The organism is Cellulosimicrobium sp. So1_17, from assembly GCF_055181235.1.
The window spans coordinates 3,893,881-3,915,340 of sequence record NZ_CM143702.1; the positions used below are offsets into that span (position 1 = coordinate 3,893,881).

23 protein-coding genes are annotated in these 21,460 nt (G+C 73.7%); 18 read left to right on the forward strand and 5 right to left on the reverse strand.

Going from position 1 to position 21,460, the window contains the following annotated elements; all coding sequences use genetic code 11:
* Nucleotides 1–16 precede the first annotated feature (16 nt).
* From ACZCLJ_RS17175 to mshA, 4 genes are all read left to right on the forward strand, one after another.
* Nucleotides 17–202 (forward strand): hypothetical protein, encoded by a 186-nt coding sequence (locus ACZCLJ_RS17175; protein WP_251150139.1) that lies wholly within the window; start codon nt 17–19, stop codon nt 200–202.
* A gap of 136 nt (nt 203–338) precedes the next feature.
* Nucleotides 339–671: a histone-like nucleoid-structuring protein Lsr2 gene (locus ACZCLJ_RS17180; protein WP_251150140.1), complete on the forward strand. Its 333-nt coding sequence runs from the start codon at nt 339–341 to the stop codon at nt 669–671.
* 102 nt (nt 672–773) lie between these two features.
* On the forward strand, nt 774–1,904 hold the full coding sequence (locus ACZCLJ_RS17185) for a lactonase family protein (RefSeq protein ID WP_463104632.1): 1,131 nt from the start codon (nt 774–776) through the stop codon (nt 1,902–1,904).
* Nucleotides 1,905–1,950: 46 nt separating this feature from the next.
* A complete protein-coding gene (gene mshA, locus ACZCLJ_RS17190; RefSeq protein ID WP_463106426.1) occupies nt 1,951–3,204 on the forward strand; it encodes a D-inositol-3-phosphate glycosyltransferase in 1,254 nt (417 codons plus the stop codon).
* Between the two features lie 41 nt (nt 3,205–3,245).
* Here the strand turns inward: mshA and ACZCLJ_RS17195 are convergent, their stop codons facing one another.
* Nucleotides 3,246–3,689 (reverse strand): nitroreductase family deazaflavin-dependent oxidoreductase, encoded by a 444-nt coding sequence (locus ACZCLJ_RS17195; protein ID WP_463104633.1) that lies wholly within the window; start codon nt 3,687–3,689, stop codon nt 3,246–3,248.
* A gap of 156 nt (nt 3,690–3,845) precedes the next feature.
* On the opposite strand from ACZCLJ_RS17195, the gene ACZCLJ_RS17200 reads away from it, so the two are divergent.
* Nucleotides 3,846–4,583, forward strand: coding sequence for a phosphoglyceromutase (locus ACZCLJ_RS17200; protein WP_251150143.1), 738 nt, complete (start codon nt 3,846–3,848; stop codon nt 4,581–4,583).
* 92 nt (nt 4,584–4,675) lie between these two features.
* On the opposite strand, the gene phoU is transcribed toward ACZCLJ_RS17200, so the two are convergent.
* A complete protein-coding gene (gene phoU, locus ACZCLJ_RS17205; protein WP_251150144.1) occupies nt 4,676–5,359 on the reverse strand; it encodes a phosphate signaling complex protein PhoU in 684 nt (227 codons plus the stop codon).
* A 253-nt stretch (nt 5,360–5,612) separates the two neighbouring features.
* Between phoU and ACZCLJ_RS17210 the strand changes: the two genes are divergently transcribed.
* The 6 genes from ACZCLJ_RS17210 to pstB all read left to right on the forward strand — a co-directional run bounded on the left by ACZCLJ_RS17210 (nt 5,613) and on the right by pstB (nt 11,921).
* Entirely contained in the window at nt 5,613–6,881 is a 1,269-nt protein-coding gene (locus tag ACZCLJ_RS17210) for a sensor histidine kinase (protein WP_463104634.1), read from the forward strand.
* The gene (locus ACZCLJ_RS17215) at nt 6,878–7,585 is read left to right on the forward strand and encodes a response regulator transcription factor (protein ID WP_251150146.1); all 708 of its coding nucleotides are present in this window, start codon (nt 6,878–6,880) and stop codon (nt 7,583–7,585) included. Before ACZCLJ_RS17210 ends, ACZCLJ_RS17215 begins: the two co-directional genes overlap by 4 nt.
* A 188-nt stretch (nt 7,586–7,773) precedes the next feature.
* A complete protein-coding gene (locus tag ACZCLJ_RS17220) occupies nt 7,774–8,916 on the forward strand; it encodes a phosphate ABC transporter substrate-binding protein PstS (protein ID WP_251150147.1) in 1,143 nt (380 codons plus the stop codon).
* Between the two features lie 91 nt (nt 8,917–9,007).
* Nucleotides 9,008–9,988, forward strand: coding sequence for a phosphate ABC transporter permease subunit PstC (gene pstC / locus ACZCLJ_RS17225; RefSeq protein ID WP_251150148.1), 981 nt, complete (start codon nt 9,008–9,010; stop codon nt 9,986–9,988).
* Nucleotides 9,988–11,052: a phosphate ABC transporter permease PstA gene (gene pstA, locus ACZCLJ_RS17230; protein WP_463104635.1), complete on the forward strand. Its 1,065-nt coding sequence runs from the start codon at nt 9,988–9,990 to the stop codon at nt 11,050–11,052. The genes pstC and pstA overlap by 1 nt, the downstream gene beginning before the upstream one ends.
* Nucleotides 11,053–11,141: 89 nt before the next feature.
* On the forward strand, nt 11,142–11,921 hold the full coding sequence (pstB, locus tag ACZCLJ_RS17235; RefSeq protein ID WP_251150150.1) for a phosphate ABC transporter ATP-binding protein PstB: 780 nt from the start codon (nt 11,142–11,144) through the stop codon (nt 11,919–11,921).
* Between the two features lie 109 nt (nt 11,922–12,030).
* Here pstB and ACZCLJ_RS17240 read toward each other — a convergent pair whose 3' ends face one another.
* Nucleotides 12,031–12,513: a hypothetical protein gene (locus ACZCLJ_RS17240; RefSeq protein ID WP_463104636.1), complete on the reverse strand. Its 483-nt coding sequence runs from the start codon at nt 12,511–12,513 to the stop codon at nt 12,031–12,033.
* A 233-nt stretch (nt 12,514–12,746) separates the two neighbouring features.
* On the opposite strand from ACZCLJ_RS17240, the gene ACZCLJ_RS17245 reads away from it, so the two are divergent.
* The 3 genes from ACZCLJ_RS17245 (at nt 12,747) to ispF (ending at nt 14,698) form a co-directional block, all read left to right on the forward strand.
* Nucleotides 12,747–13,229 carry a CarD family transcriptional regulator gene (locus ACZCLJ_RS17245; RefSeq protein ID WP_031315710.1) on the forward strand — a complete coding sequence of 161 codons (483 nt, stop codon included), beginning with the start codon at nt 12,747–12,749 and terminating at the stop codon, nt 13,227–13,229.
* Between the two features lie 168 nt (nt 13,230–13,397).
* Complete coding sequence (ispD, locus tag ACZCLJ_RS17250) at nt 13,398–14,153, forward strand: 2-C-methyl-D-erythritol 4-phosphate cytidylyltransferase (RefSeq protein WP_463104637.1); 756 nt, start codon at nt 13,398–13,400, stop codon at nt 14,151–14,153.
* Complete coding sequence (gene ispF, locus ACZCLJ_RS17255) at nt 14,150–14,698, forward strand: 2-C-methyl-D-erythritol 2,4-cyclodiphosphate synthase (protein WP_251150153.1); 549 nt, start codon at nt 14,150–14,152, stop codon at nt 14,696–14,698. Before ispD ends, ispF begins: the two co-directional genes overlap by 4 nt.
* Here ispF and ACZCLJ_RS17260 read toward each other — a convergent pair.
* On the reverse strand, nt 14,682–15,248 hold the full coding sequence (locus ACZCLJ_RS17260) for a hypothetical protein (RefSeq protein ID WP_463104638.1): 567 nt from the start codon (nt 15,246–15,248) through the stop codon (nt 14,682–14,684). The two genes, ispF and ACZCLJ_RS17260, sit on opposite strands and share 17 nt — an antisense overlap.
* Before the next feature lie 163 nt (nt 15,249–15,411).
* On the opposite strand from ACZCLJ_RS17260, the gene ACZCLJ_RS17265 reads away from it, so the two are divergent.
* Entirely contained in the window at nt 15,412–16,035 is a 624-nt protein-coding gene (locus tag ACZCLJ_RS17265) for a TetR/AcrR family transcriptional regulator (RefSeq protein ID WP_463104639.1), read from the forward strand.
* A 48-nt stretch (nt 16,036–16,083) separates the two neighbouring features.
* Here ACZCLJ_RS17265 and ACZCLJ_RS17270 read toward each other — a convergent pair whose 3' ends face one another.
* Nucleotides 16,084–17,493, reverse strand: coding sequence for a D-arabinono-1,4-lactone oxidase (locus ACZCLJ_RS17270; protein ID WP_463104640.1), 1,410 nt, complete (start codon nt 17,491–17,493; stop codon nt 16,084–16,086).
* Nucleotides 17,494–17,556: 63 nt separating this feature from the next.
* Here ACZCLJ_RS17270 and ACZCLJ_RS17275 point away from each other — a divergent pair, with 63 nt between their 5' ends.
* The 3 genes from ACZCLJ_RS17275 (at nt 17,557) to rlmB (ending at nt 21,423) form a co-directional block, all read left to right on the forward strand.
* Nucleotides 17,557–18,843, forward strand: coding sequence for an alanine racemase (locus tag ACZCLJ_RS17275; protein ID WP_251150157.1), 1,287 nt, complete (start codon nt 17,557–17,559; stop codon nt 18,841–18,843).
* A gap of 49 nt (nt 18,844–18,892) precedes the next feature.
* A complete protein-coding gene (gene cysS / locus ACZCLJ_RS17280; protein ID WP_463104641.1) occupies nt 18,893–20,323 on the forward strand; it encodes a cysteine--tRNA ligase in 1,431 nt (476 codons plus the stop codon).
* A gap of 110 nt (nt 20,324–20,433) precedes the next feature.
* Entirely contained in the window at nt 20,434–21,423 is a 990-nt protein-coding gene (gene rlmB / locus ACZCLJ_RS17285) for a 23S rRNA (guanosine(2251)-2'-O)-methyltransferase RlmB (protein WP_463104642.1), read from the forward strand.
* Nucleotides 21,424–21,460 lie beyond the last annotated feature (37 nt).

Below are 21,460 nucleotides of genomic sequence, written 5' to 3' on the forward strand. Positions count from 1 at the left end.
GATTAGGATCGGGATCATGAACGACGTGCTGCCCGTGCTCGGCGCCCTCGTCCCCTCGGTCGGCGTGGGGCTGCTGTTCTGGTTCGCCATGCGGTACATCGTGCGCGCGGACCGCAACGAACGAGCGGCTCTCGCGCGGCTCGACGCCGAAGAGGAAATGCGTTCGCGGGTGGCCGTGGATTCCGGTCGCGACGCGGCATGACGTTCGGGCCATGCACGGATTCATCGCACCGGACGACGTTATCCCCTGGACGCGCGGCAAAGACAATTGACGTGCTTGTCGTGCTGGGGCATGCTGGACAGGTCATCTCCTTCCTGTGAAGCGTGAGGAATCAACAGTGGCCCAGAAAGTCCAGGTAATTCTCGTGGACGACATCGACGGAGGGGCGGCGGACGAGACGGTGACCTTCGCGCTCGACGGCGTCTCCTACGAGATCGATCTCAGCACGAAGAATGCGCAGCAGCTGCGCGACGCGTTCGCCTCGTGGGTCGGCAACGCCCGCAAGGTCTCGTCGCGCACCTCCGCACGCCCGGCGGCGCGCCGTGGCCGCAGCACGGGTTCCGCCCGCGCGACCGAGATCCGCGAGTGGGCCCGGGCGAACGGACACAAGGTCAACGACCGCGGCCGCATCTCCCAGGAGATCCAGGCCGCCTACGACGCGGCGCACTGACGCTCGACCCGCACGGGGCGCACCACCTCTCGGTCCTCGACCGGGCGGCGGGCGCCCCGTCGTCGTGTCGGGAGCGGACGGGAGAGAAACTACGCTCGGGCTATGACCTTCTCGACGCGCACCCTGTGGATCGGCACCTACCCGCACCCCGGGTCGGACGTCCCGGAGGGTGTCTGGCAGGTCGAGGTCGACGTCGAGCAGGGCGCGTTCGTCGGTGGACGTCTCGTCGCCACGACGCCGTCGCCGTCGTTCCTCGCGCTGACGGCCCCCGTCCCGCCCGGGGGCGGCACGGCCCGCACGCTCTACGCCGTCGGTGAGACCCCGGAGGGCACGCTCTCGGCGTTCGACGTCTCCGCGGACGGCACGATCCGGCCGCTGGGCCCGGGGATCCCCACCGGCGGCGACTCGCCCTGCCACGTCCTCGCCCGGCCCGGCGAGGTGCTCGTCGCCAACTACGGCGACGGCGTCCTCACGGTCGCGGCCACCGAGTGCGACGGCGCTCTCACGGGCTCGACGCGTCGGTACGGTCACGCGGGGACCGGACCCGACGCGGAGCGTCAGGAGGGACCGCACGCGCACTTCGTCGCGGACGACGGCGAGGGGGGCGTCCTCGTCGTCGACCTCGGGACGGACGAGCTGCGTCGGCACGACCCCGCAGACGCCGAGGGCACGCCGCCCGCGGTCGTCGCGACCTTCCCGCCCGGGACCGGGCCCCGACACCTGGCGACCCTTCCGGGCGGTCATCTCGTCGTCGTGGGGGAGCTCGACCCGGCCCTCTTCGTCCTCGCGCCCGCGGGCGACGGCCGCTACGACGTCGTCGCACGGTACCCGGTGACCTTCGCCACCGCGCCGGACGGCGGACGGAGCTTCCCGTCGCACGTCGAGGTCACGCCGGACGGCGCGCGCGTCGTCGTGGGCGTGCGGGGTGCCGACGTGCTCGCCGTGCACGCGGTCGAGCACGGGCCGGACGGCGCGCCCCCGCGACTGCGCCACCTGGCCGACAGCCCGGTCGGCGGGACGTGGCCGCGCCACCTCGCGGTCCTGCTGCCGGTGAGCGGCGAGGAACCGACCCACGACCTCGTCGTCGTCGCGAACCAGCAGGACGACCCGCTGGCGGCCGGCGACGGGCCGTCGTCGAACCTCGCGCTCCTGCGCGTGCGCCGCAGCGACGGGCTCGGCGAGGTGCTCGACGTCCTCGCGCTCCCCGCCCCCGCCTGCGTCGTGGAGGCGTGACGCGGTGACCACCGGCCGCCCCGACGGCGACGCCCTGCGCGTCGCGATGCTGTCCGTCCACACCTCGCCCCTGGACCAGCCGGGAACGGGCGACGCGGGCGGGATGAACGTCTACGTCACCGAGCTCGCGCGCGCGCTCGCGCGGCACGGTGCGCAGGTCGAGATCTTCACGCGCGCGACGTCGTCCGCCCAGCCGCCCGTCGTCGAGGTCGCGGAGGGCGTGACCGTGCGGCACGTCGCCGCCGGCCCGTTCGAGGGACTGGACAAGAACGACCTGCCCGGGCAGCTCTGCGCGTTCACCGCGGGGGTCCTGCGCGCGGAGGCGCGGCACCACGTCGGCTGGTACGACGTCGTGCACACCCACTACTGGCTGTCGGGCCAGGTCGGGTGGCTGGCCGCCGACCGCTGGGACGTGCCGCTCGTGCACACGATGCACACGCTCGCGCGCGTGAAGAACGCCGCGCTCGCGCCCGGGGACGCGCCCGAGCCGCTCGGGCGGATCATCGGGGAGGAGCAGGTCGTCGCGGAGGCCGACGCGCTCGTCGCGAGCACCGACGCCGAGGGCGACGACCTCGTGCGCGACTACGCGGCAGACCCGGCGCGCGTCCACGTCGTGCCCCCGGGCGTCGACCTCGACCTCTTCTCCCCAGGCGTGCCCGACGGCGCCGGGCCGGCGGAGCGCGCGGAGCGGCGCCGCGCGCTGCGCGACGAGCTCGGCCTGCCCACCGAGGGCCGGCTCGTGCTGTTCGCCGGCCGCGTCCAGCCGCTCAAGGCGCCCGACGTCCTCGTCCGTGCGCTCGGCGTGCTCGCCGACCACGACGAGCCCGTGCCGACGCTCGTCGTCCTGGGCGGACCGAGCGGGCGCCCGACGGCTGTCCGCGAGCTCGAGGCGCTCGCCTACCAGCTGGGCGTCAGCGACCAGGTCGTCGTGCGGCCGCCCGTCGCGCGCGCGCTGCTCGTCGACTACTACCGGGCCGCCGACCTCGTGGCGGTGCCCTCGCACAACGAGACGTTCGGGCTCGTCGCCGCCGAGGCGCAGGCGAGCGGGACGCCCGTGGTCGCGGCTGCCGTCGGCGGCCTGACGACCGTCGTGGTCGACGGCGAGTCCGGCGTCCTCGTCCCGGACCACAACCCGTGGACCTGGGCCCGTGCGCTCGCGGACCTGCTCGCGGACGACGACCGTCGCGCCGGGCTCGCCGTCGGTGCGCGGCGCGTCAGCGAGCGGTTCGGCTGGGACGCCGCTGCACGCCGCATGCTCGACGTCTACGCCCAGGCGACGAAGGTCCGCGCGGCGCGCTGACCCCGGCGCGCGGCGGTCGCTGCGGGCCGTGCCCGGCGGTGTCAGGCGTCGGTCGTGCGCTCCAGGACGAGGACCGGGATCTCCCGCGTCGTCTTCTCCTGGTAGTCCGCGTACGGCGGGTACGCGGCGACGGCGCGCTGCCACCACAGCGCCTTCTCCTCGCCGTGCACCTCGCGCGCGACGTAGTCGTGGCGCTCGGCGCCGTCCTGCAGCTCGACCTGCGGGTGCGCGAGGACGTTGTGGTACCAGACGGGGTGCTCGGGGGCGCCGCCGAGAGAGGCGACGACCGCGTACGCGCCGTCGTGCTCGACGCGCATGAGCGGCGTCTTGCGGACCTTCCCGGTGCGTCGCCCGAGGGTCGTCAGCACGACCACCGGCATCCCGTTGAGCGTCGTGGCCTTCGTCCCCCCGGACGTCTCGTACGTCTCGGCCTGCTTGCGGGCCCAACCGCTGGTGCTGGGTGCGTAGTCTCCGTGGATCGGCATGCCCGTCCCAACGTGCGTGCCGGGGGCGACATTCCCCGCGGACGTCCTCGCCGTGCGAGGACGTCCGTCCTGCGGCGGGCGACATCGGTCACCGGCCGGTCACCAGCCCGTGGACCGGACGTGCCCCGCCCCGGAGGCGTGCGGCAGGATGGAGCCATGACCTACACCCTCGTGCTGCTCCGCCACGGCGAGAGCGACTGGAACGCCAAGAACCTCTTCACCGGCTGGGTGGACGTGGCCCTCTCCGAGAAGGGGATCGAGGAGGCGAAGCGTGGCGGCGAGCTCCTCGCGGAGTCGCAGATCTCTCCCGACGTCGTGCACACCTCGCTCCTGCGCCGCGCCATCACGACGGCGAACCTCGCGCTGGACGCCGCCGACCGCCACTGGATCCCGGTCAAGCGGTCGTGGCGCCTCAACGAGCGCCACTACGGCGCGCTGCAGGGCAAGGACAAGAAGCAGACCCTCGAGGAGTACGGCGAGGAGCAGTTCATGCTCTGGCGCCGCTCGTACGACACGCCGCCGCCGGAGATCGAGCTCGGCTCGGAGTTCTCGCAGGACGCGGACCCCCGCTACGCCGACGCGCCGGTCGTGCGCACCGAGTGCCTCAAGGACGTGCTCGAGCGCGCCCTGCCGTACTGGGAGGGCGAGGTCGTCCCCGACCTGAAGGCCGGCAAGACCGTCCTCGTCGCCGCGCACGGCAACTCGCTGCGCGCGCTCGTCAAGCACCTCGACGGGATCTCCGACGAGGACATCGCCGGGCTCAACATCCCGACGGGCATCCCGCTGCTGTACGAGCTCGACGAGGACCTGAAGCCCGTCACGCGCGGCGGCCGCTACCTCGACCCCGAGGCCGCCGCGACGGCCGCCGCGGCCGTGGCGAACCAGGGCCGCTGAGCGTCATCAGGGCGTGACGGCACGAAGGAGGCGCGGATCGACGATCCGCGCCTCCTTCGTTCCGCCGTGCCCTCTCGGCACCGGGCGGGCGATCAGGCGGTCGCGCGCGCCTGGCCCGACGGGATGCCGCGGTCGTCGGCGAAGTCGCCGGTCACCAGGTAGGTGACGCGCTTCGCGATGGAGACGCCGTGGTCGCCGAACCGCTCGTAGTAGCGGCCGACGAGCGTCACGTCGACGGTCTCCTGCGTCGTGCCGTCCCAGGAGTGGTCCAGCAGGGCCGTGAACGTGTCCTGGTGAAGGCGGTCCAGCAGGTCGTCGTCGCGCTCGATGTTCGCGGCGACCGTGAGGTCCCGGGTCGTGAGGAGCGTCGTCGTGCGGCGAGCGACACGCACCGCGGCGTCGTTCATCTGCTCGAACGTCCTGTGCAGCGTCGGCGCGATGGCACGCGAGGGGTACCGGCCGCGGGCGACCTGTGCGACGTGACGGGCGAGGTCGCCCATGCGCTCGAGCGTCGCGCTCATGCGCAGCGCGCTGACCACCACGCGCAGGTCGGTGGCGACCGGCTGCTGCTTCGCGAGCAGGAGGACGCAGCGCTCGTCGAGCTCCCGCTCGATGGCGTCGATGGTGTGGTCGGCCGCGATGACCTGCTGCGCGAGCTGCAGGTCCGCCGTGAGCAGCGCCTGTCCGGCGCGGTTCATCGCCGCCTCGACCAGCCGGCTCATCTCGGCCAGGTCGTCACCGACCTGCTTCAGCTCGGCCTCGAAGATCTCCCGCATCGCTTCCCTCTCGTCGTGACCGGACGGCACCGGACAGCACCGGTCGGCGCGCCCGGGACGCGCCGGCGCAGTGCTCCTCGTGGTCCTCGCAGGTTCCTGGCAGCCGGATGCGTCGTCGGCTCCGGTCACCTTTCCATCCGAGATGGTCCGCGCGATGAACGCCAGGACGCCGCAAGGTGAACTCTTGCCGTCCCGGTCCGGGGAGGGCCGCCCGCAGTCCGGGACGCGTCGCGGCCGACCGTACGCTGGACGTGTGGAAGCCGAGAGCCTCATCGAGGGCGCGACCGTGCTGCTGGCCGGGATCGTCGGCGTCGTCGTCGGCGTCATCGCCGCGGTCGCGTTCCGCCTGAGCGAGCGCGAGCAGCGCAGGGGCGCACCCGAACCGGCGCGCGAGCTGGACGAGGGTCTCGTCCGCGTGCTCGCGGTGCTGCGGTCGGCGGCCGTCGTGCTCGACGGCGAGGGCGACGTCGTGCGCGCGAGCCCGCCCGCGTACGCGCTGGGGGTCGTCCGCGGCGACGCGATCGCGCACGCTGCGATCCGCGACCTCATCGACGACGTGCGGCGCGACGGCGTGATCCGCGACGAGGAGCTCGAGCTGCCGCGCGGGCCGGTCGGCCGCGGCACCGTGCTGCTCCAGGTGCGCGTCGCGCAGGTCGGGCCCGACCACGTGCTCGTGCTCGCCGAGGACCGGACCGAGGCGCGCCGCGTGGAGGCGATCCGGCGCGACTTCGTGGTGAACGTGTCCCACGAGCTCAAGACGCCGGTCGGCGCGCTGGCGCTCCTCGCGGAGACGGTGCAGGACGCCGCCGACGACCCGGTCGCGGTGCGACGTTTCGCGGCGCGCATGCAGTCGGAGGCGACCCGGCTGTCCGCGCTCGTGCAGGAGATCATCGAGCTCTCCCGGCTCCAGGTGGCCGGAGCGCTGCAGCAGGTCACGGTCGTCCCCGTACGGGGGGTGGTCGAGGAGGCCGTGGACCGCGCGCGCACGACCGCGCAGGGCAAGGGCATCACGCTGACGACCGGCGGCGACCTCGACGCCGCGGTGTACGGGGACCACAACCTGCTCGTCACCGCGGTGCGCAACCTGCTCGACAACGCGGTCGCGTACTCGGGGGAGAACACGCGCGTCGGGGTCGGGGTAGCGCGGGCCGGCGACCTGGTCGAGATCGTGGTCGTCGACCAGGGCATCGGTATCGCGGCCGACGAGCAGGCCCGTGTGTTCGAGCGGTTCTACCGGGTCGACCCCGCGCGCTCGCGCGACACGGGCGGCACGGGGCTCGGCCTCAGCATCGTCAAGCACGTGGCCGCCGACCACGGCGGCGAGGTGACCATGTGGTCGGAGCCCGGCCGGGGCTCGACCTTCACGATCCGCATCCCCGCCGCGGTGCAGCTCCCCTCCGGCGCGGCCCACGACGGGCTCTCCCGGATCCCCCGGGGCGTCGGCGCCAGGAACGGTGCCGACGCCGGCGACACGAACGACACGACGAACGACGACGTACGGAACAAGGAGGTAGGCGCGTGACGCGCATCCTGGTGGTGGAGGACGAGGAGTCGTACCGCGACCCGCTGGCGTACCAGCTGCGGCGCGAGGGCTTCGACGTGGTCGAGGCGGCCACGGGCACCGAGGCGTTGGAGCAGTACGACGCGGGCGGGGCCGACATCGTGCTCCTCGACCTCATGCTCCCGGGCCTGAGCGGTACGGAGGTCTGCCGAGAGCTGCGCCAGCGCGGTGACGTCCCCGTCATCATGCTGACCGCGAAGGACTCCGAGATCGACAAGGTCGTCGGGCTCGAGCTCGGGGCGGACGACTACGTGACGAAGCCGTACTCGTTCCGCGAGCTGCTCGCCCGCGTCCGCGCGGTGCTGCGCCGCAAGGGCGGGGAGAACGGGCACGAGGTGGTCGACGACGGGACGCTCGAGGTCGGGCCGGTGCGCATGGACGTCGAGCGGCACACGGTGACCGTCGCGGGGGAGGTCGTGCCCTTCCCGCTCAAGGAGTTCGAGCTGCTCGAGCTCCTGCTGCGCAACGCGGGACGTGTCCTCACGCGCGGCCAGCTCATCGACCGTGTCTGGGGCACGGACTACGTGGGCGACACGAAGACGCTCGACGTCCACGTGAAGCGGATCCGCTCGAAGATCGAGCCGGAGCCGGCGTCGCCCAGGTTCCTCCTCACGGTCCGTGGCCTCGGGTACAAGATCGCCGACGGCGTGACCGTCCAGCCCTAGAGCACGTCCCGGGACGGCCGAGAAAGGGGCGTCCCGGGACGATGCGCACCCTGCCCGGAAACGTCTGTGCACTGTTCACCTCGCGTTCATCGGGACTCGGTGAACGCGTCACCCGCTCCTCCTACCGTCCTGAGCGTCACCGGTACTCGCCGGTGCCTCGCACAGCTTCGAACAGGATGGATCGACTCGTGAAGCTCAGCCGAATCTCCCGCGCGGGTACCGCGGTCATGGTGGGCGCTCTCGCCCTCACGCTGGCTGCCTGCAGCTCCGACGGCTCGGACGGCTCCGACACCGAGCCGGGCGGCACCGAGAGCTCTGCCGGGGGCGACCTCGAGAGCCTCAGCGGCACGCTCGCCGGTGCGGGCGCCTCCTCCCAGGAGAACGCCGTCGCGGGCTGGATCGCCGGCTTCGGCGACATGGCTCCCGGCGTGACCGTCACCTACGACGCCGTCGGCTCCGGCGGCGGCCGCGAGCAGTTCATCGCCGGCGCGACGCAGTTCGCCGGCTCGGACGCGGCGCTCGACGAGGAGGAGCTGGCCGCGGCGCAGGAGCGCTGCTACGGCGGCGACGTCCTCGAGCTCCCGCTCTACATCAGCCCCATCGCGGTCGTCTACAACCTGCCGGACGTCGACGCCGACAACGTCAACATGTCCGCCGAGACGCTCGCCAAGGTCTTCAACGGCGACATCACCTCGTGGGACGACCCGGCGATCGCCGCCGAGAACGAGGGCGTCGAGCTGCCCGCGATCGACATCATCCCGGTGCACCGCTCCGACGAGTCGGGCACGACGGAGAACTTCACCGAGTACCTCGCGGCGGCGTCGAACGGCGCCTGGCCGCACGAGGCCAGCGGTGACTGGCCGGTCGAGGGCGGCCAGTCCGGCGCCCAGACGCAGGGTCTCATCGACACCGTGACCGGCGCCGAGGGCGCGATCGGCTACGCGGACGCGTCGCGTGCCGGCGACCTCGGCACCGTCGCGGTCAAGGTCGGCGAGGAGTACGTCCCGTACTCGCCCGAGGCCGCTGCCGCCGTCGTCGACGCCTCGCCGCGCGCCGAGGGCGCGTCGGAGACGCAGCTCGTCGTCGAGATCGACCGCGCCACGACGGAGGCCGGCGCGTACCCGCTCGTGCTGATCTCGTACTCGATCGCGTGCGGCACCTACGAGGAGCAGGCCGACGTCGACAACGTCAAGGGCTACCTCGGCTACGTCGCCAGCGAGGAGGGCCAGGCCCGCGCGGCGGAGCCCGACGTCGCCGGCGCGGCCCCGATCTCGGACGACCTGCGTGCCGAGGTCGAGGCAGCGCTCGACAGCATCACGGTCCAGGGCTGACCACCCCCGGGCGGGCGGGAGGGCGACTCGTCCTCCCGCCCGCCCGAGGCGGTCCCCCCGCATCTCGTCCCCACCACACGACGGAGCACCAGTGAGCGTCACCAGCCCACCCCGGCGAAGCGCCGAGGCCGCGTCCCCGCAGCGCGGGAAGCCGACGGCCGGCGTCGGCGGCAAGATCTTCTCCGGCCTGGCGCACGGCGCCGGCATCGTCATCCTCGTCACGCTCGCCGCCGTCGCGGCCTTCCTCGTCGTCGAGGCGTGGCCGGCCCTCACGGCGAGCCCCGAGGAGCTCGCCGAGATCTCCTGGTTCTCCGGGGGGTCGTTGCTCGCGTACATCGGCCCGCTCGTCTTCGGGACCGTCCTCGCGTCGGTCCTGGCGCTCCTCCTCGCGGTGCCCGTCTCGGTCGGCATCGCGCTCTTCATCTCGCACTACGCGCCGCGGCGCCTCGCGCAGAGCCTCGGCTATCTCGTCGACCTGCTCGCCGCCGTCCCGTCGGTCGTCTTCGGCCTGTGGGGCGCGCTGTGGCTCGCGCCGATCCTCGACCCGTTCTTCCGCTGGCTCTCCTCCGCGCTCGGGTTCATCCCGCTGTTCGAGGGCTACCAGGCCCCGGCGCGCAACATCATGACCGCGGCCGTCGTGCTCGCCGTGATGCTGCTGCCGATCGTCACCGCCGTCTCGCGCGAGGTCTTCCTCCAGACGCCGACGCTGCACGAGGAGGCCTCGCTGGCCCTCGGCGCGACGCGCTGGGAGATGGTCCGCCAGGCCGTCATCCCGTTCGGCCGCTCGGGCGTGATCAGCGCCGCGATGCTCGGCCTCGGTCGTGCGCTCGGCGAGACCATGGCCGTGCTCATGGTCATCTCGCCCGGGATGCTCTACTCCTTCTTCCTGCTCAAGCCGGGCCAGCACCAGACGATCGCGGCCAACATCGCGGCGCAGTTCCCCGAGGCGTCGGGGCTCTCCGTGAGCGTCCTCATCGCCACGGGGCTCGCGCTCTTCGTCATCACCTTCGCCGTCAACTTCGCCGCGCGCGCCATCGTCGCCCGCCGCAAGGACTTCTCGGGAGCCAACTGATGACCGTCGACACCCCCGTCCAGCAGACGGCGCTGGAGCTGACGGCGAGCGGCACGCGCCTCCCGCGCTGGACGCCCTGGGCCTTCGTCGGCGGGTCGCTCGTCGTCGCGTTCCTCGTGCTCCTCCTCGTCGCGTCGCCGACGCTCGGCGGCGTCGTCGGCCTGGGCGCCGTCCTGTACGCCGTCGGGCTGACGATCACGTCCCGCGTGGTCGAGGGCGGCCGCTACGCCGCCGACCGCCTCGCGACGACGCTCGTGACCTTCGCGTTCCTCCTCGCGATGATCCCGCTCGTCTCGCTCGTGTGGACCGTCGTCTCGAAGGGCGCGGCGCTCTTCAGCTGGGAGTTCCTCACCACCGACATGATGGGCGTCTACGGCGCGATGACGAGCGGAGGGGTCTATCACGCGATCGTCGGGACGCTGCTCGTCACCCTCGCGTGCTCCGTCATCGCGGTGCCGCTCGGCATCCTCACGGCGATCTACCTCGTCGAGTACGGCCGCGGCGCGCTCGCCCGCGGCATCACGTTCCTCGTCGACGTGATGACCGGCATCCCGTCGATCGTCGCGGGCCTCTTCGCGTTCGCGCTCTTCACGCTGCTCTTCGGCCCGGCCTACCGCGCGGGCATCATGGGCGCCGTCGCGCTCGCGGTGCTCATGACCCCGGTGGTCATCCGCTCGGTGGAGGAGATGCTGCGCCTCGTCCCGAACGAGCTGCGCGAGGCGTCCCTCGCCCTGGGCGTGCCGAAGTGGCTGACGATCGTCAAGGTCGTCCTCCCGACCGCGATGGCGGGCATCGTCACGGGCGTCATGCTCGCCGTCGCGCGCGTCATCGGCGAGACCGCCCCGCTGCTGCTGACCATCGGGCTCGTCAACTCGGTCAACTGGGACCTCTTCGACGGACGCATGGCGACCCTGCCGGTGTTCGCCTACCGCCAGTGGGCACAGGGCGGGACGGGCGTCGACCGCGCCTGGGCCGCGGCGCTCACCCTCATCATCATCGTGATGCTCCTCAACCTCGTGGCCCGCCTCGTCGGCCGCTGGTTCTCGCCCAAGAAGGGCCGATGAGCACCCCGAGCGCCGCGCGTGGCGGCGGAGCACACACGACCCCTCGGCCGGCGGCGCACCGCGCCGGGACCTCGGAAGGACCGCACGACATGAGCAACCGCATCGACGTCAAGGACCTCAACATCTACTACGGCGACTTCCTCGCCGTGCAGGACGTCAGCATGGCGATCGAGCCCAAGTCGGTGACGGCCTTCATCGGCCCGTCCGGCTGCGGGAAGTCGACGTTCCTGCGCACCCTCAACCGGATGCACGAGGTGATCCCCGGTGCGCGCGTCGAGGGCACCGTCGCGATGGAGGGCGTCGACCTGTACGGCAACGGCGTCGACCCCGTCGCGGTGCGACGGCAGGTGGGCATGGTGTTCCAGCGCCCCAACCCGTTCCCGACGATGTCGATCAAGGAGAACGTGCTCGCGGGCGTCAAGCTCAACAACAAGCGCATCTCGCGGTCGGACGCCAACGACCTCGTCGAGGCGTCCCTGCGCGGCGCGAACCTGTGGAACGAGGTCAAGGACCGCCTCGACCGTCCGGGGTCCGGCCTGTCCGGCGGGCAGCAGCAGCGCCTGTGCATCGCCCGTGCGATCGCCGTGAAGCCGCAGGTGCTGCTGATGGACGAGCCGTGCTCGGCGCTCGACCCGATCTCGACGCTCGCGATCGAGGACCTGATCGCGGAGCTGAAGGACGAGTACACGATCGTCATCGTCACGCACAACATGCAGCAGGCGGCGCGCGTGAGCGACCGCACCGCGTTCTTCAACATCGCGGGCACAGGCAAGCCGGGTCGGCTCATCGAGATGGACGACACCGCGACGATGTTCTCGTCGCCGTCCCAGCAGGCCACGGAGGACTACATCTCCGGCCGCTTCGGCTGAGCCCCGAGCCCGGCTCCGCGGGCCCGTGCACGACGGCGCCGCTCCCCACCGAGGGGAGCGGCGCCGTCGTGCTGCTCGGCGTGGCGCGGCGAGCCCGCGCCGGGCCGGCTCAGGGGATCAGGTGCGCGTACTCCTCGAGCGTCCCGTCGAGGACCGGCAGGGAGAGGGTCTCCTCCTCGCCCGTGCTCACGGAGACGGTCACGGGCAGGACGCCGCCCGGAGCGGCGTCGACGCTGCCCAGCTGGGCGTCGAAGCCGTCCTCGGTGCCGAGGTACACGGTCGACCCGGCCTCGACGGGCACGGTCAGGCCGGCGCCGCCCTCGGGGGCGAGCTCGAACTCGACGTCCTCGCTGGTGTCGTTCGCGAAGGCACCGATGACCGCGCCCGGCTCGCCCTCGCCCGCGGTGACGACCATGAGGTTGAGCCCGCGCAGGTCGTCCGTGAGGTTCACCCGGAGGCCGTCGGACGGCGAGTAGGGCCGGTTCGTCTCGATGGGGGAGCACGCGGCGGTGGCGGCGACGGTCGCGACGACGACGGGGACGGCCCAGGCCCGCAGGGTCCGGCGTGCTCGGATGGTCGTGGTGCGGGTCACGTGCTCTCCAGGGGCGCGAGGGGGCTGAGGGGTTCCGGGCCAAGCCTAGTGCGTCCTCGTCCGCGGGCGATGCGCGCCGTTCCGGACGCGTTCGCGACCCGTTCGTGACGGGCACGCAGAGGCGTCTGACCTGCACGAACACCGGTGCGCGGGGGCGCGGAAAGGTGCCCGGGGCTCGGATATCCACAGAGGCCCGTGGTAAGATGGACCTCCGCGAAAGGGGACATCTGCAGATGACGTTCACAGTAGGCGAGACCGTTGTCTACCCGCACCACGGCGCCGCACTGATCGAAGAGATCAAGACGCGTACGATCCGCGGCGAGGACAAGATCTACCTCAAGCTCAAGGTCGCCCAGGGTGACCTGACCATCGAAGTCCCAGCCGAGAACGTCGACCTCGTCGGCGTGCGTGACGTCGTCGGCCAGGAAGGTCTCGACCGTGTGTTCGAGGTGCTTCGTGCACCCTACACGGAGGAGCCGACCAACTGGTCCCGCCGGTACAAGGCGAACCTCGAGAAGCTCGCGTCGGGCGACGTCATCAAGGTGGCCGAGGTCGTGCGTGACCTGTCCCGCCGGGACGCCGACCGGGGCCTGTCGGCCGGTGAGAAGCGGATGCTCTCCAAGGCGCGGCAGATCCTCGTCTCGGAGCTCGCGCTGGCCGAGCACACCGAGGAGGACAAGGCAGAGGCGATCCTCGACGAGGTCCTCGCGTCCTGATCCACCGGGCGGCTCGCACGAGGGCCCGGCGCTCGACACCACGGGAGGGTGGCCGTCCACGGACGGCCACCCTCCCGTCGTCGTCCCACCGGGCGCGACGGACGACCGGGCGCGACGGACGACCGGGCGCGACGGACGACCGGGCGCAGCACGGGATACCGTGTGGCCGTGCCGACTCTCGCCGTCCTCACCGCCGCAGGCTCCGGGACGCGCCTCGGGATGGACGTCCCGAAGGCGCTCGTCGAGCTCGACGGGCTGCCCCTCGTCGTGCACGCCGCGCGGCGTCTGTGCTCCTCGGGCGTCGTGGACGCGATCGTCGTGACGGCGCCGCCCGACCTCGTCGACCACGTCGGCGCGATGCTGCGCGACGACCCCGGCGTCGACCGTCCGGTGCGCGCCGTGGCCGGCTCGGGCACACGCCAGGCCTCCGTCGCCGCAGGGCTGCGAGCCGGCCTCGCCGGCGCGGACGCGGCGCCCGGTTCCGGTCCGGTCGACGTCGTGCTCGTGCACGACGCCGCCCGGCCCCTCGCGCCGCCCTCTCTCGTGCGGCGCGTGGTCGAGGCGGTGCGCGCCGGGCACGCCGCCGTCGTGCCCGGGCTGCCCGTGACCGACACCGTCAAGCGCGTCGACCCGGCGGACCCCGACGACCCCGTCGGCGCCGAGCGGGTCACGGGCACCGTCGACCGGTCGGTGCTGCGTGCGGTCCAGACGCCGCAGGGTTTCGACCGGGCGCTGCTCGAGCGCGCGCACGCGGTCGCCGAGCACCGCGCGGGCGACGAGGCGGTGGCGGCGACCGACGACGCCGGCCTCGTCGAGGACCTCGGTCACGACGTGCACGTCGTCCCGGGCGACCCCGCCGCGGCGAAGATCACCACGCGGCACGACCTGCGCGTCGCGGAGCTCACCCTTCAGGAGTCACGATGACGACGGACCCGTCGGAGACCACCGTCCCGTCCACGCCGCGGGGAGCGCCCACGGCGTTCCCGCGCACGGGCGTCGGGGTCGACGTCCACGCGTACGCGGCCGAGGGCGACGAGCGCCCCCTGTGGCTCGGCGGCCTGCACTGGCCGGGGGAGAGAGGGCTGGCGGGCCACTCCGACGCCGACGTCGCCGCGCACGCCGCGGCGGACGCCCTGTTCTCCGCGAGCGGGCTCGGAGACCTGGGGTCGAACTTCGGCACGTCCGCGCCGGAGTGGGCCGGGGCGAGCGGTGCGAGCCTGCTCACCGAGGCCGCGCGCCGCGTCCGGGCGGCAGGGTTCGAGATCGGGAACGTCGCGGTCCAGGTGATCGGCAACCGGCCGCGCGTCGGCTCCCGCCGGCGCGAGGCGGAGGCCGCGCTCAGCGCGGCGGCGGGCGCCCCCGTGACGCTCACGGCCACGACCACCGACGGCCTCGGTCTCACGGGGCGCGGCGAGGGCGTCGCGGCCGTCGCGACGGCGCTCGTCGTGGCGGTCAGCCCGCCGGCGTGACCTGCACGCTCGTCAGGACGGAGCGCGCCTGCTCCGCCCCGGTGGCGTCCTCCACGGCGTGGGACGCGGTGAGGTACACCGTCCACGGCTCGCCGTCGGCGGCGGTCGACCCGACGAGGAGGACCTCCTGGGCGACCGGCGTCCCGCCGACGTCGACCGTGCCCGAGACGCGATAGGCGGGGGTCTCCCCGAGGGTCGTCGCGCCCTGGCCCTCCGCGTCGGGGACCCAGCCGTCGATCGCGGCGACGCGCTCCGCGGTGGCGGCGCCGGCGTCGTCCAGCGGGCCGCCCGCCGCCTCGCCCGTGACGACGACGTCGGCCTGGAACGCCGGGTCGCCGAACCCGTCGGGGGAGCGGACCGCGAACGCGCCGTCCTGAGTCAGGCGCTCCCAGCCCGCGGGGGCCGTCACCGAGACGGGGACGTCGGGCACCGCGTACGTCGCCGGGCTCGCGGTCGCGTCGGGCTCGCCGGAGGCCCCGCAGCCTGCCAGGACGAGTGCGGACGCCACGAGGGACGTGGCGAGAAGGGGGCGGTGAGCAGCAGGTCGCACGGGGCTCCGTCTCGTCAGGCGCTGTGGCCGGGATGTCCCCGACGCGCCATTCTCGCGCGTGGCGGGCCCCGCGTGCCAGGCCGATCACGGACCCGTACGATCGGTGGGAAGCCTCACGATGTGTTTCACTTTCCCAGAGCACGACACATGGGATGAACCGCACATGAACCGTATGTCCGTCGAAGAACGCCGGGCCCAGCTCGTGGACGCAGCGATGACCATCGCGGTCCGCGAGGGGGTTGAAGCGGTGACCATCCGCGGGGTCGCCGCCGAGGCAGGCGTCTCCCTGGGCGTCGTCCACTACTGCTTCGAGGACAAGGACGAGCTCCTCCAGGCGATGGGCAACAGCCTCGCCCTCGTCGCGTCCGAGCCGGTCCGCGCGTCGCTCGACGCGAGCGCCGACGTCGTCGTCCTCGCGCACGCCGCGGCGGACGCGCTGTGGGAGGGGCTGACACCCCGCCGGCACATGCGCCTGCTGACGTTCGAGTTCGCGACCGCCGGGGTGCGCAGCCGCGCGCTGCGGTCCGTCGCGCACGCGCACCTCGAGCAGACGTGGAACATGACCCAGGGGATCCTCGAGGAGGTCGCCCGGCGCGCCGGGGTGAGCTACCGGCTCGACGTGCGCTTCCTGTCGCGGCTCGTCGCGGGCTACATCGACGGCATCGAGATCGCGTGGCTGGTCGAGCAGGACGACGACGTCGCGATCGCGAGCTTCCACGCGCTCGCCGACTACGTCCTCACGCAGGTCGAGCGGCCCGAGGACGACGGGGTCCGGGCGAGCGCCTGACGAGTTCCGGCCTTCCGGCCGTCCGAGCTCCCGGGCGGCTCGCGGCGGCTACCGGCCGACCTGCCGCCCGACCTGCCGCCCCGCAGGCGGGCCGAGGACCGTGTCGGTGTACGGGTTCGTGAACACCCCGCCGGGGTCGACGGCGTCCCGGACGGCGAGGAAGTCGTCGAACCGCGGGTAGAGCTCGCGGAAGCGCGCGGCGTCGAGGCCGTGGAGCTTGCCCCAGTGCGGTCGGCCGTCGACCTCGGCGACGATCCTCTCGACCGCGTCGAAGTACCGCTCGTGGGACAGCCGGGCGTACTGGTGGACGGCGACGTACGCCGTCGGGCGGCCGTGCGCCGTGGACAGCCAGACGTCGTCGGGTGCCGCGAAGCGCACCTCGACCGGGAACGGGACGTGCTCGCCCGACCGCTCCAGCCAGTCGTCGATCGCCGTCAGGACGTCGACGAGGCGCTCGCGCGGCACCGCGTACTCCATCTCGCGGAACCTGACCCGGCGGGACGTGACGAACACCTGGTACGACGGCGCCACGTACGTGCGCGGCGCGAGCGCGCGGGCCGCGACCTCGTTGAGGTGCGGCGTCACCCGCGGCACGGCCTTCGCGACCCGGTTGACGAGCTCGAACGCGCCGTTGGAGAGCAGCTCCTCGTCGATCCACGTGCGGGCGCGGGCGACGGCGCCCGGGCCGGTGCGCAGGCGCTCGAGCTCCCTCGCCTCCTCGTCGGGCGCGAGGCGGTTGTTGCGCTTGGTGAGCGCGCGCCGCGTGTGCGGGAACCAGTAGAACTCGACGTGGTCGTTCCCGCCGACCAGCCCGTCGTGGTCGTCGTCCGGCGCCGCGAGCCCGTCGAGCACCCGGGCGAGCGGCCACGGCTCCTCCTGCGCCCGCAGGAGGAACGCGGGGACCACCTCGAGCGTCACCGCGGACAGCACGCCGGTCGCGCCCAGCCCGAGCCGGCTCGCCTCGAAGAGGTCGGGATCCTGTGTCGACGTCGCCTCGCGGACCGTCCCGTCCGCGCCCACGACGCGCACGCCGCGCACCTGGGTCGGGAGCCCGCCGAGGCGCCCGCCCGTCCCGTGCGTGCCCGTCGAGATCGCGCCGGCGATCGACTGCCGGTCGATGTCCCCGAGGTTGCGCATCGCGAGCCCTGCGGCGGCGAGGGCAGCGTTGAGCCGGTGCAGGCGGATGCCCGCGCCGACCGTGACGTGCACCGCGTCGCCCTCGCGGGAGATGCGCTCGACGAGGCTCAGCCGGTCGAGGTCGAGCAGCAGCCCGTCCGTGACCGCCGCGGGTGTGAAGGAGTGACCCGCCCCGACGGCGCGCACGCGCAGACCCTCGTCCGCGGCGCCGGCCACGCGCGCGGCCAGGTCGGCCTCGTCCCGCGGGGTGGTCCGACGACGCGGGGTCGCGGTGGCCGTACCGGCCCAGTTCGTCCAGGGGAGGGCGTCGTCGCTGCTCACAGCACGTACTGTCTCACGCGCGACCCGTGCCGCGGCGAGGTCCCGGTGGCGTACGTTTCTCCCATGGGCGAGGCCACGACGACGGCGCGAGCGGTGGGGGGCCGTGACGCCGGGACCGACGAGCAGCACACCACGGGACCCGGGACAGGGACGTCGCCGTCCTTGCTGGCGCGCCTCACCCGGGCGACCGAGCGCCTGGACGGGCCGCTCGCCGTCGTGGACCTCGACCGGTTCGACGCGAACGCCGACGAGCTGATCGGGCGCGCCGGCGGAACGCCCGTCCGCCTCGCGTCGAAGTCGGTGCGCGTGCGTGCGCTCGCCGACCGCGCGCTCGGGCGCGGATTCCGTGGCGTCATGGCGTTCTCGGTACGTGAGGCGCTGTGGCTGGTCGGGCAGGGGACGCGCGACGTGCTCGTGGCCTACCCCAGCGTCGACCGCGGCGCGCTCGCCGCCCTGGCCAGGGACGAGGCGGCGCGCCGCGAGATCACGTTGATGGTCGACGACGCCGCGCACGTCGCGCTCGTCCGCCAGGCGCTGGCCGGGGTCGGCGTCGGGCCGGACGCGGCGCCGGTGCAGGTCGCCCTCGACGTCGACGCGTCCCTGCGCGTGGGTGTCGGACCCTTCGTCGCTCACCTCGGCACGCGGCGCTCGCCCGTGCGCACCCCCGACGACGCCGCCGCCCTCGCCGCGCGCGTCGTGGCGGAGCCGGGCCTGCGGCTGCGCGGCGTCATGTTCTACGAGGCGCAGGTCGCCGGGCTCCCCGACGGCAGCCCCGCGGTCCGCCTCGTCAAGCGCGCGTCGGTCGCCGACCTCGCCACCCGCCGTGGCGAGGTCGTGGAGGCGGTGCGGGGCGTCGTCGGGCACGACGTGGAGCTCGTGAACTCGGGGGGGACCGGTTCGCTCGAGACCTCGTCCGCCGACCCGGTCGTGACGGAGGTGACCGCCGGCTCGGGCCTCTACGTCCCCGGGCTGTTCGACGGGTACCGCGCGTTCCGGCCGCGAGCCGCGGCGTTCTTCGGGCTCGACGTGGTCCGTGTCCCCGCGCCGGGCTGGGCCACGGCGTTCGGCGGCGGGTACGTCGCGTCCGGGCCCGCGGCGCGCAGCCGGCTCCCGCTCGTCGTGACGTCCGGGTGGTCGCTCACCGGGCGTGAGGGGGCCGGCGAGGTCCAGACGCCCCTGCACCGGACGAACCGGCGGGCGGCCGACCTCGAGGTCGGCGACCGGGTGTGGTTCCGTCACGCCAAGGCCGGCGAGGTCATGGAGCGCTTCGACGTCGTGCACCTCGTGCGCGGCGAGGAGGTCGTGGACGTCGTGCCGACGTACCGCGGCGAGGGGCGCACCTTCGGCTGACCGCGACGCCGTTCGGACCGGGCAGCGCCGCCCCGGTACCCTTGCGGACGTGACCCTTCGCCTGTTCGACACCGCCACGCGGGACGTGCGCGACTTCGTGCCCCAGACCCCGGGCGAGGTCGGCATCTACCTGTGTGGCGCGACCGTTCAGGCCGCACCCCACATCGGTCACATGCGTTCCGCCGTCGCCTTCGACGTCCTCGTGCGCTGGCTCCGCCGCGCGGGGTCGCGCGTCACCCTCATCCGGAACGTCACGGACATCGACGACAAGATCCTCGCGAAGTCCGCCGCGGCCGGCGAGCCGTGGTGGGCGTGGGCCGCGACGTACGAGCGTGCGTTCACCGCCGCGTACGACGCGCTCGGCGTGCTGCCGCCCACCTACGAGCCGCGCGCGACCGGGCACGTCCCCGACATGGTCGACCTCATGGAGCGGCTCGTCGGGCGCGGCCACGCGTACACCACCGGGCCGGGCGACGTCTGGTTCGACGTGCGGTCCTGGCGCGAGTACGGCTCGCTCACCAACCAGCGCCTCGAGGACCTCAACCCCGTGCCCGACGACGTCCCCGCCGACGCGCACGAGGCCGCCGCCAAGCACGACCCGCGCGACTTCGCGCTCTGGAAGGCGCCCAAGGACGACGAGCCGGCCACGGCGTCCTGGGAGACACCGTTCGGCCGCGGGCGGCCGGGCTGGCACCTCGAGTGCTCGGCGATGGCCCGTCGCTACCTCGGCGACACGTTCGACATCCACGGCGGCGGCCTGGACCTGCGCTTCCCGCACCACGAGAACGAGCAGGCGCAGTCGCGCGCTGCCGGGTACGGCTTCGCGCGGCACTGGCTGCACAGCGCATGGGTCACGCAGGGCGGCACGAAGATGAGCAAGTCGCTCGGCAACGGGCTCCTCGTGCGCGAGGTCCTCGAGACCACCAGCCCCGCGGTGCTCCGCTACGCGCTCGCGTCCGTCCAGTACCGCTCGATGCTCGAGTGGACGCCCGCCACCGTGACCGAGGCACAGACGACGTGGGAGCGCCTCGCCGGGTTCGTCGAGCGCGCCACGGAGCGCGTCGGGGACGTCGGCGACGTGCGCGACGCCGAGCTCCCGACGGCCTTCACCACGGCGATGGACGACGACCTCAACGTGCCCGCGGCGCTCGCCGTCGTGCACGAGCACCTGCGCGCGGGGAACTCGGCGCTCGCCGACCGCAGCAGCGCGGCAGACGCCGTCGCGCGCCACCACCTCGTCGCGCTGCGCGCGATGCTGGAGGTGCTCGGCCTCGACCCGGGCGACCCGCAGTGGGCCGACGCCGGCGACTCGCGCTACGCGGCCGCGCTCGACGCGGTCGTGGGCGCCGAGATCTCGGCCCGCGCCGAGGCGCGCGCCGCACGGGACTTCGCGACCGCCGACGCGATCCGGGACCGCCTCGCGGCGGCCGGGATCGTCGTCGAGGACTCCGCCGACGGCGCGCGCTGGAGCCTCGGCTGACCGAGCATGGACCGAGGGGCTCGCGCGAGACCCCCGGCCACCGCCGCCGCCCGCGACCCGCGCGGCGGCGCACCACGACCTGAACGACCGACGACACGACGGGCAGACCCATGGCAGGCAACTCACAACGACGCGGCGCGATGCGCAAGGCCGGGAGCAAGAAGGGCGCGACCGTCGGCTCCGGTGGTCAGCGCCGCAAGGCGCTCGAGGGCCGTGGCCCCACGCCCAAGGCCGAGGACCGCGTCTACCACCCGGCGCACCAGCGCAAGGTGGCCGCCGAGAAGAAGGCGGCGGGCCAGCGACCGGGCGGTGCGCGCAGCGGACGCGGCGGCTCCCCGAAGGGTCGTGGCGGCGTCCAGGAGATCGTCACCGGCCGCAACTCCGTGCTCGAGGCGCTGCGCGCCGGCATCCCCGTCGAGGCGGTCTACCTCTTCTCCCGTCTCGACGCCGACGACCGCACTCGCGAGATCCTCGACATCGTCTCCGGACGCGGCTACGAGCTGCTCGAGGTGGGCAAGCCCGAGCTCGACCGCCTCACCGACGGCGCCGTGCACCAGGGCGTCGCGCTCAAGGTCCCGCCGTACGACTACCGGGACGTCGACGACCTGCTCGACGCCGCGGCCGCGTCCGACCGGGCGCCGCTCATCGTGGCGCTCGACGGCGTGACCGACCCCCGCAACCTGGGTGCGGTCCTGCGTTCCGCCGGCGCGTTCGGCGCGCACGGCGTCCTCGTGCCCGAGCGTCGGGCGGCCGGCGTCACCGCGTCCGCGTGGAAGGTGTCCGCGGGCGCCGCCGCACGCGTGCCCGTCGCGCGGGCCACGAACCTCGTCCGCGCGCTCGGCGAGCTCAAGAAGGCGGGCTGCTTCGTCGTCGGGCTCGACGCAGGCGGCACGACGTCGATCGGCGAGCTCCAGCTCGCGACCGAGCCGCTCGTCGTCGTCGCCGGGTCCGAGGGCAAGGGGCTGTCGCGCCTCGTGCGCGAGGCGTGCGACGTCGTCGCGTCCATCCCCATCGACTCCGACACCGAGTCGCTCAACGCCGCCGTCGCGACCGGCATCTCGCTGTACGAGGTCGCGCGCCTGCGCGCGGCGCAGGACTGACCCGACCGGCCGCCGTCGTCACGGCGACGGCGGCCGA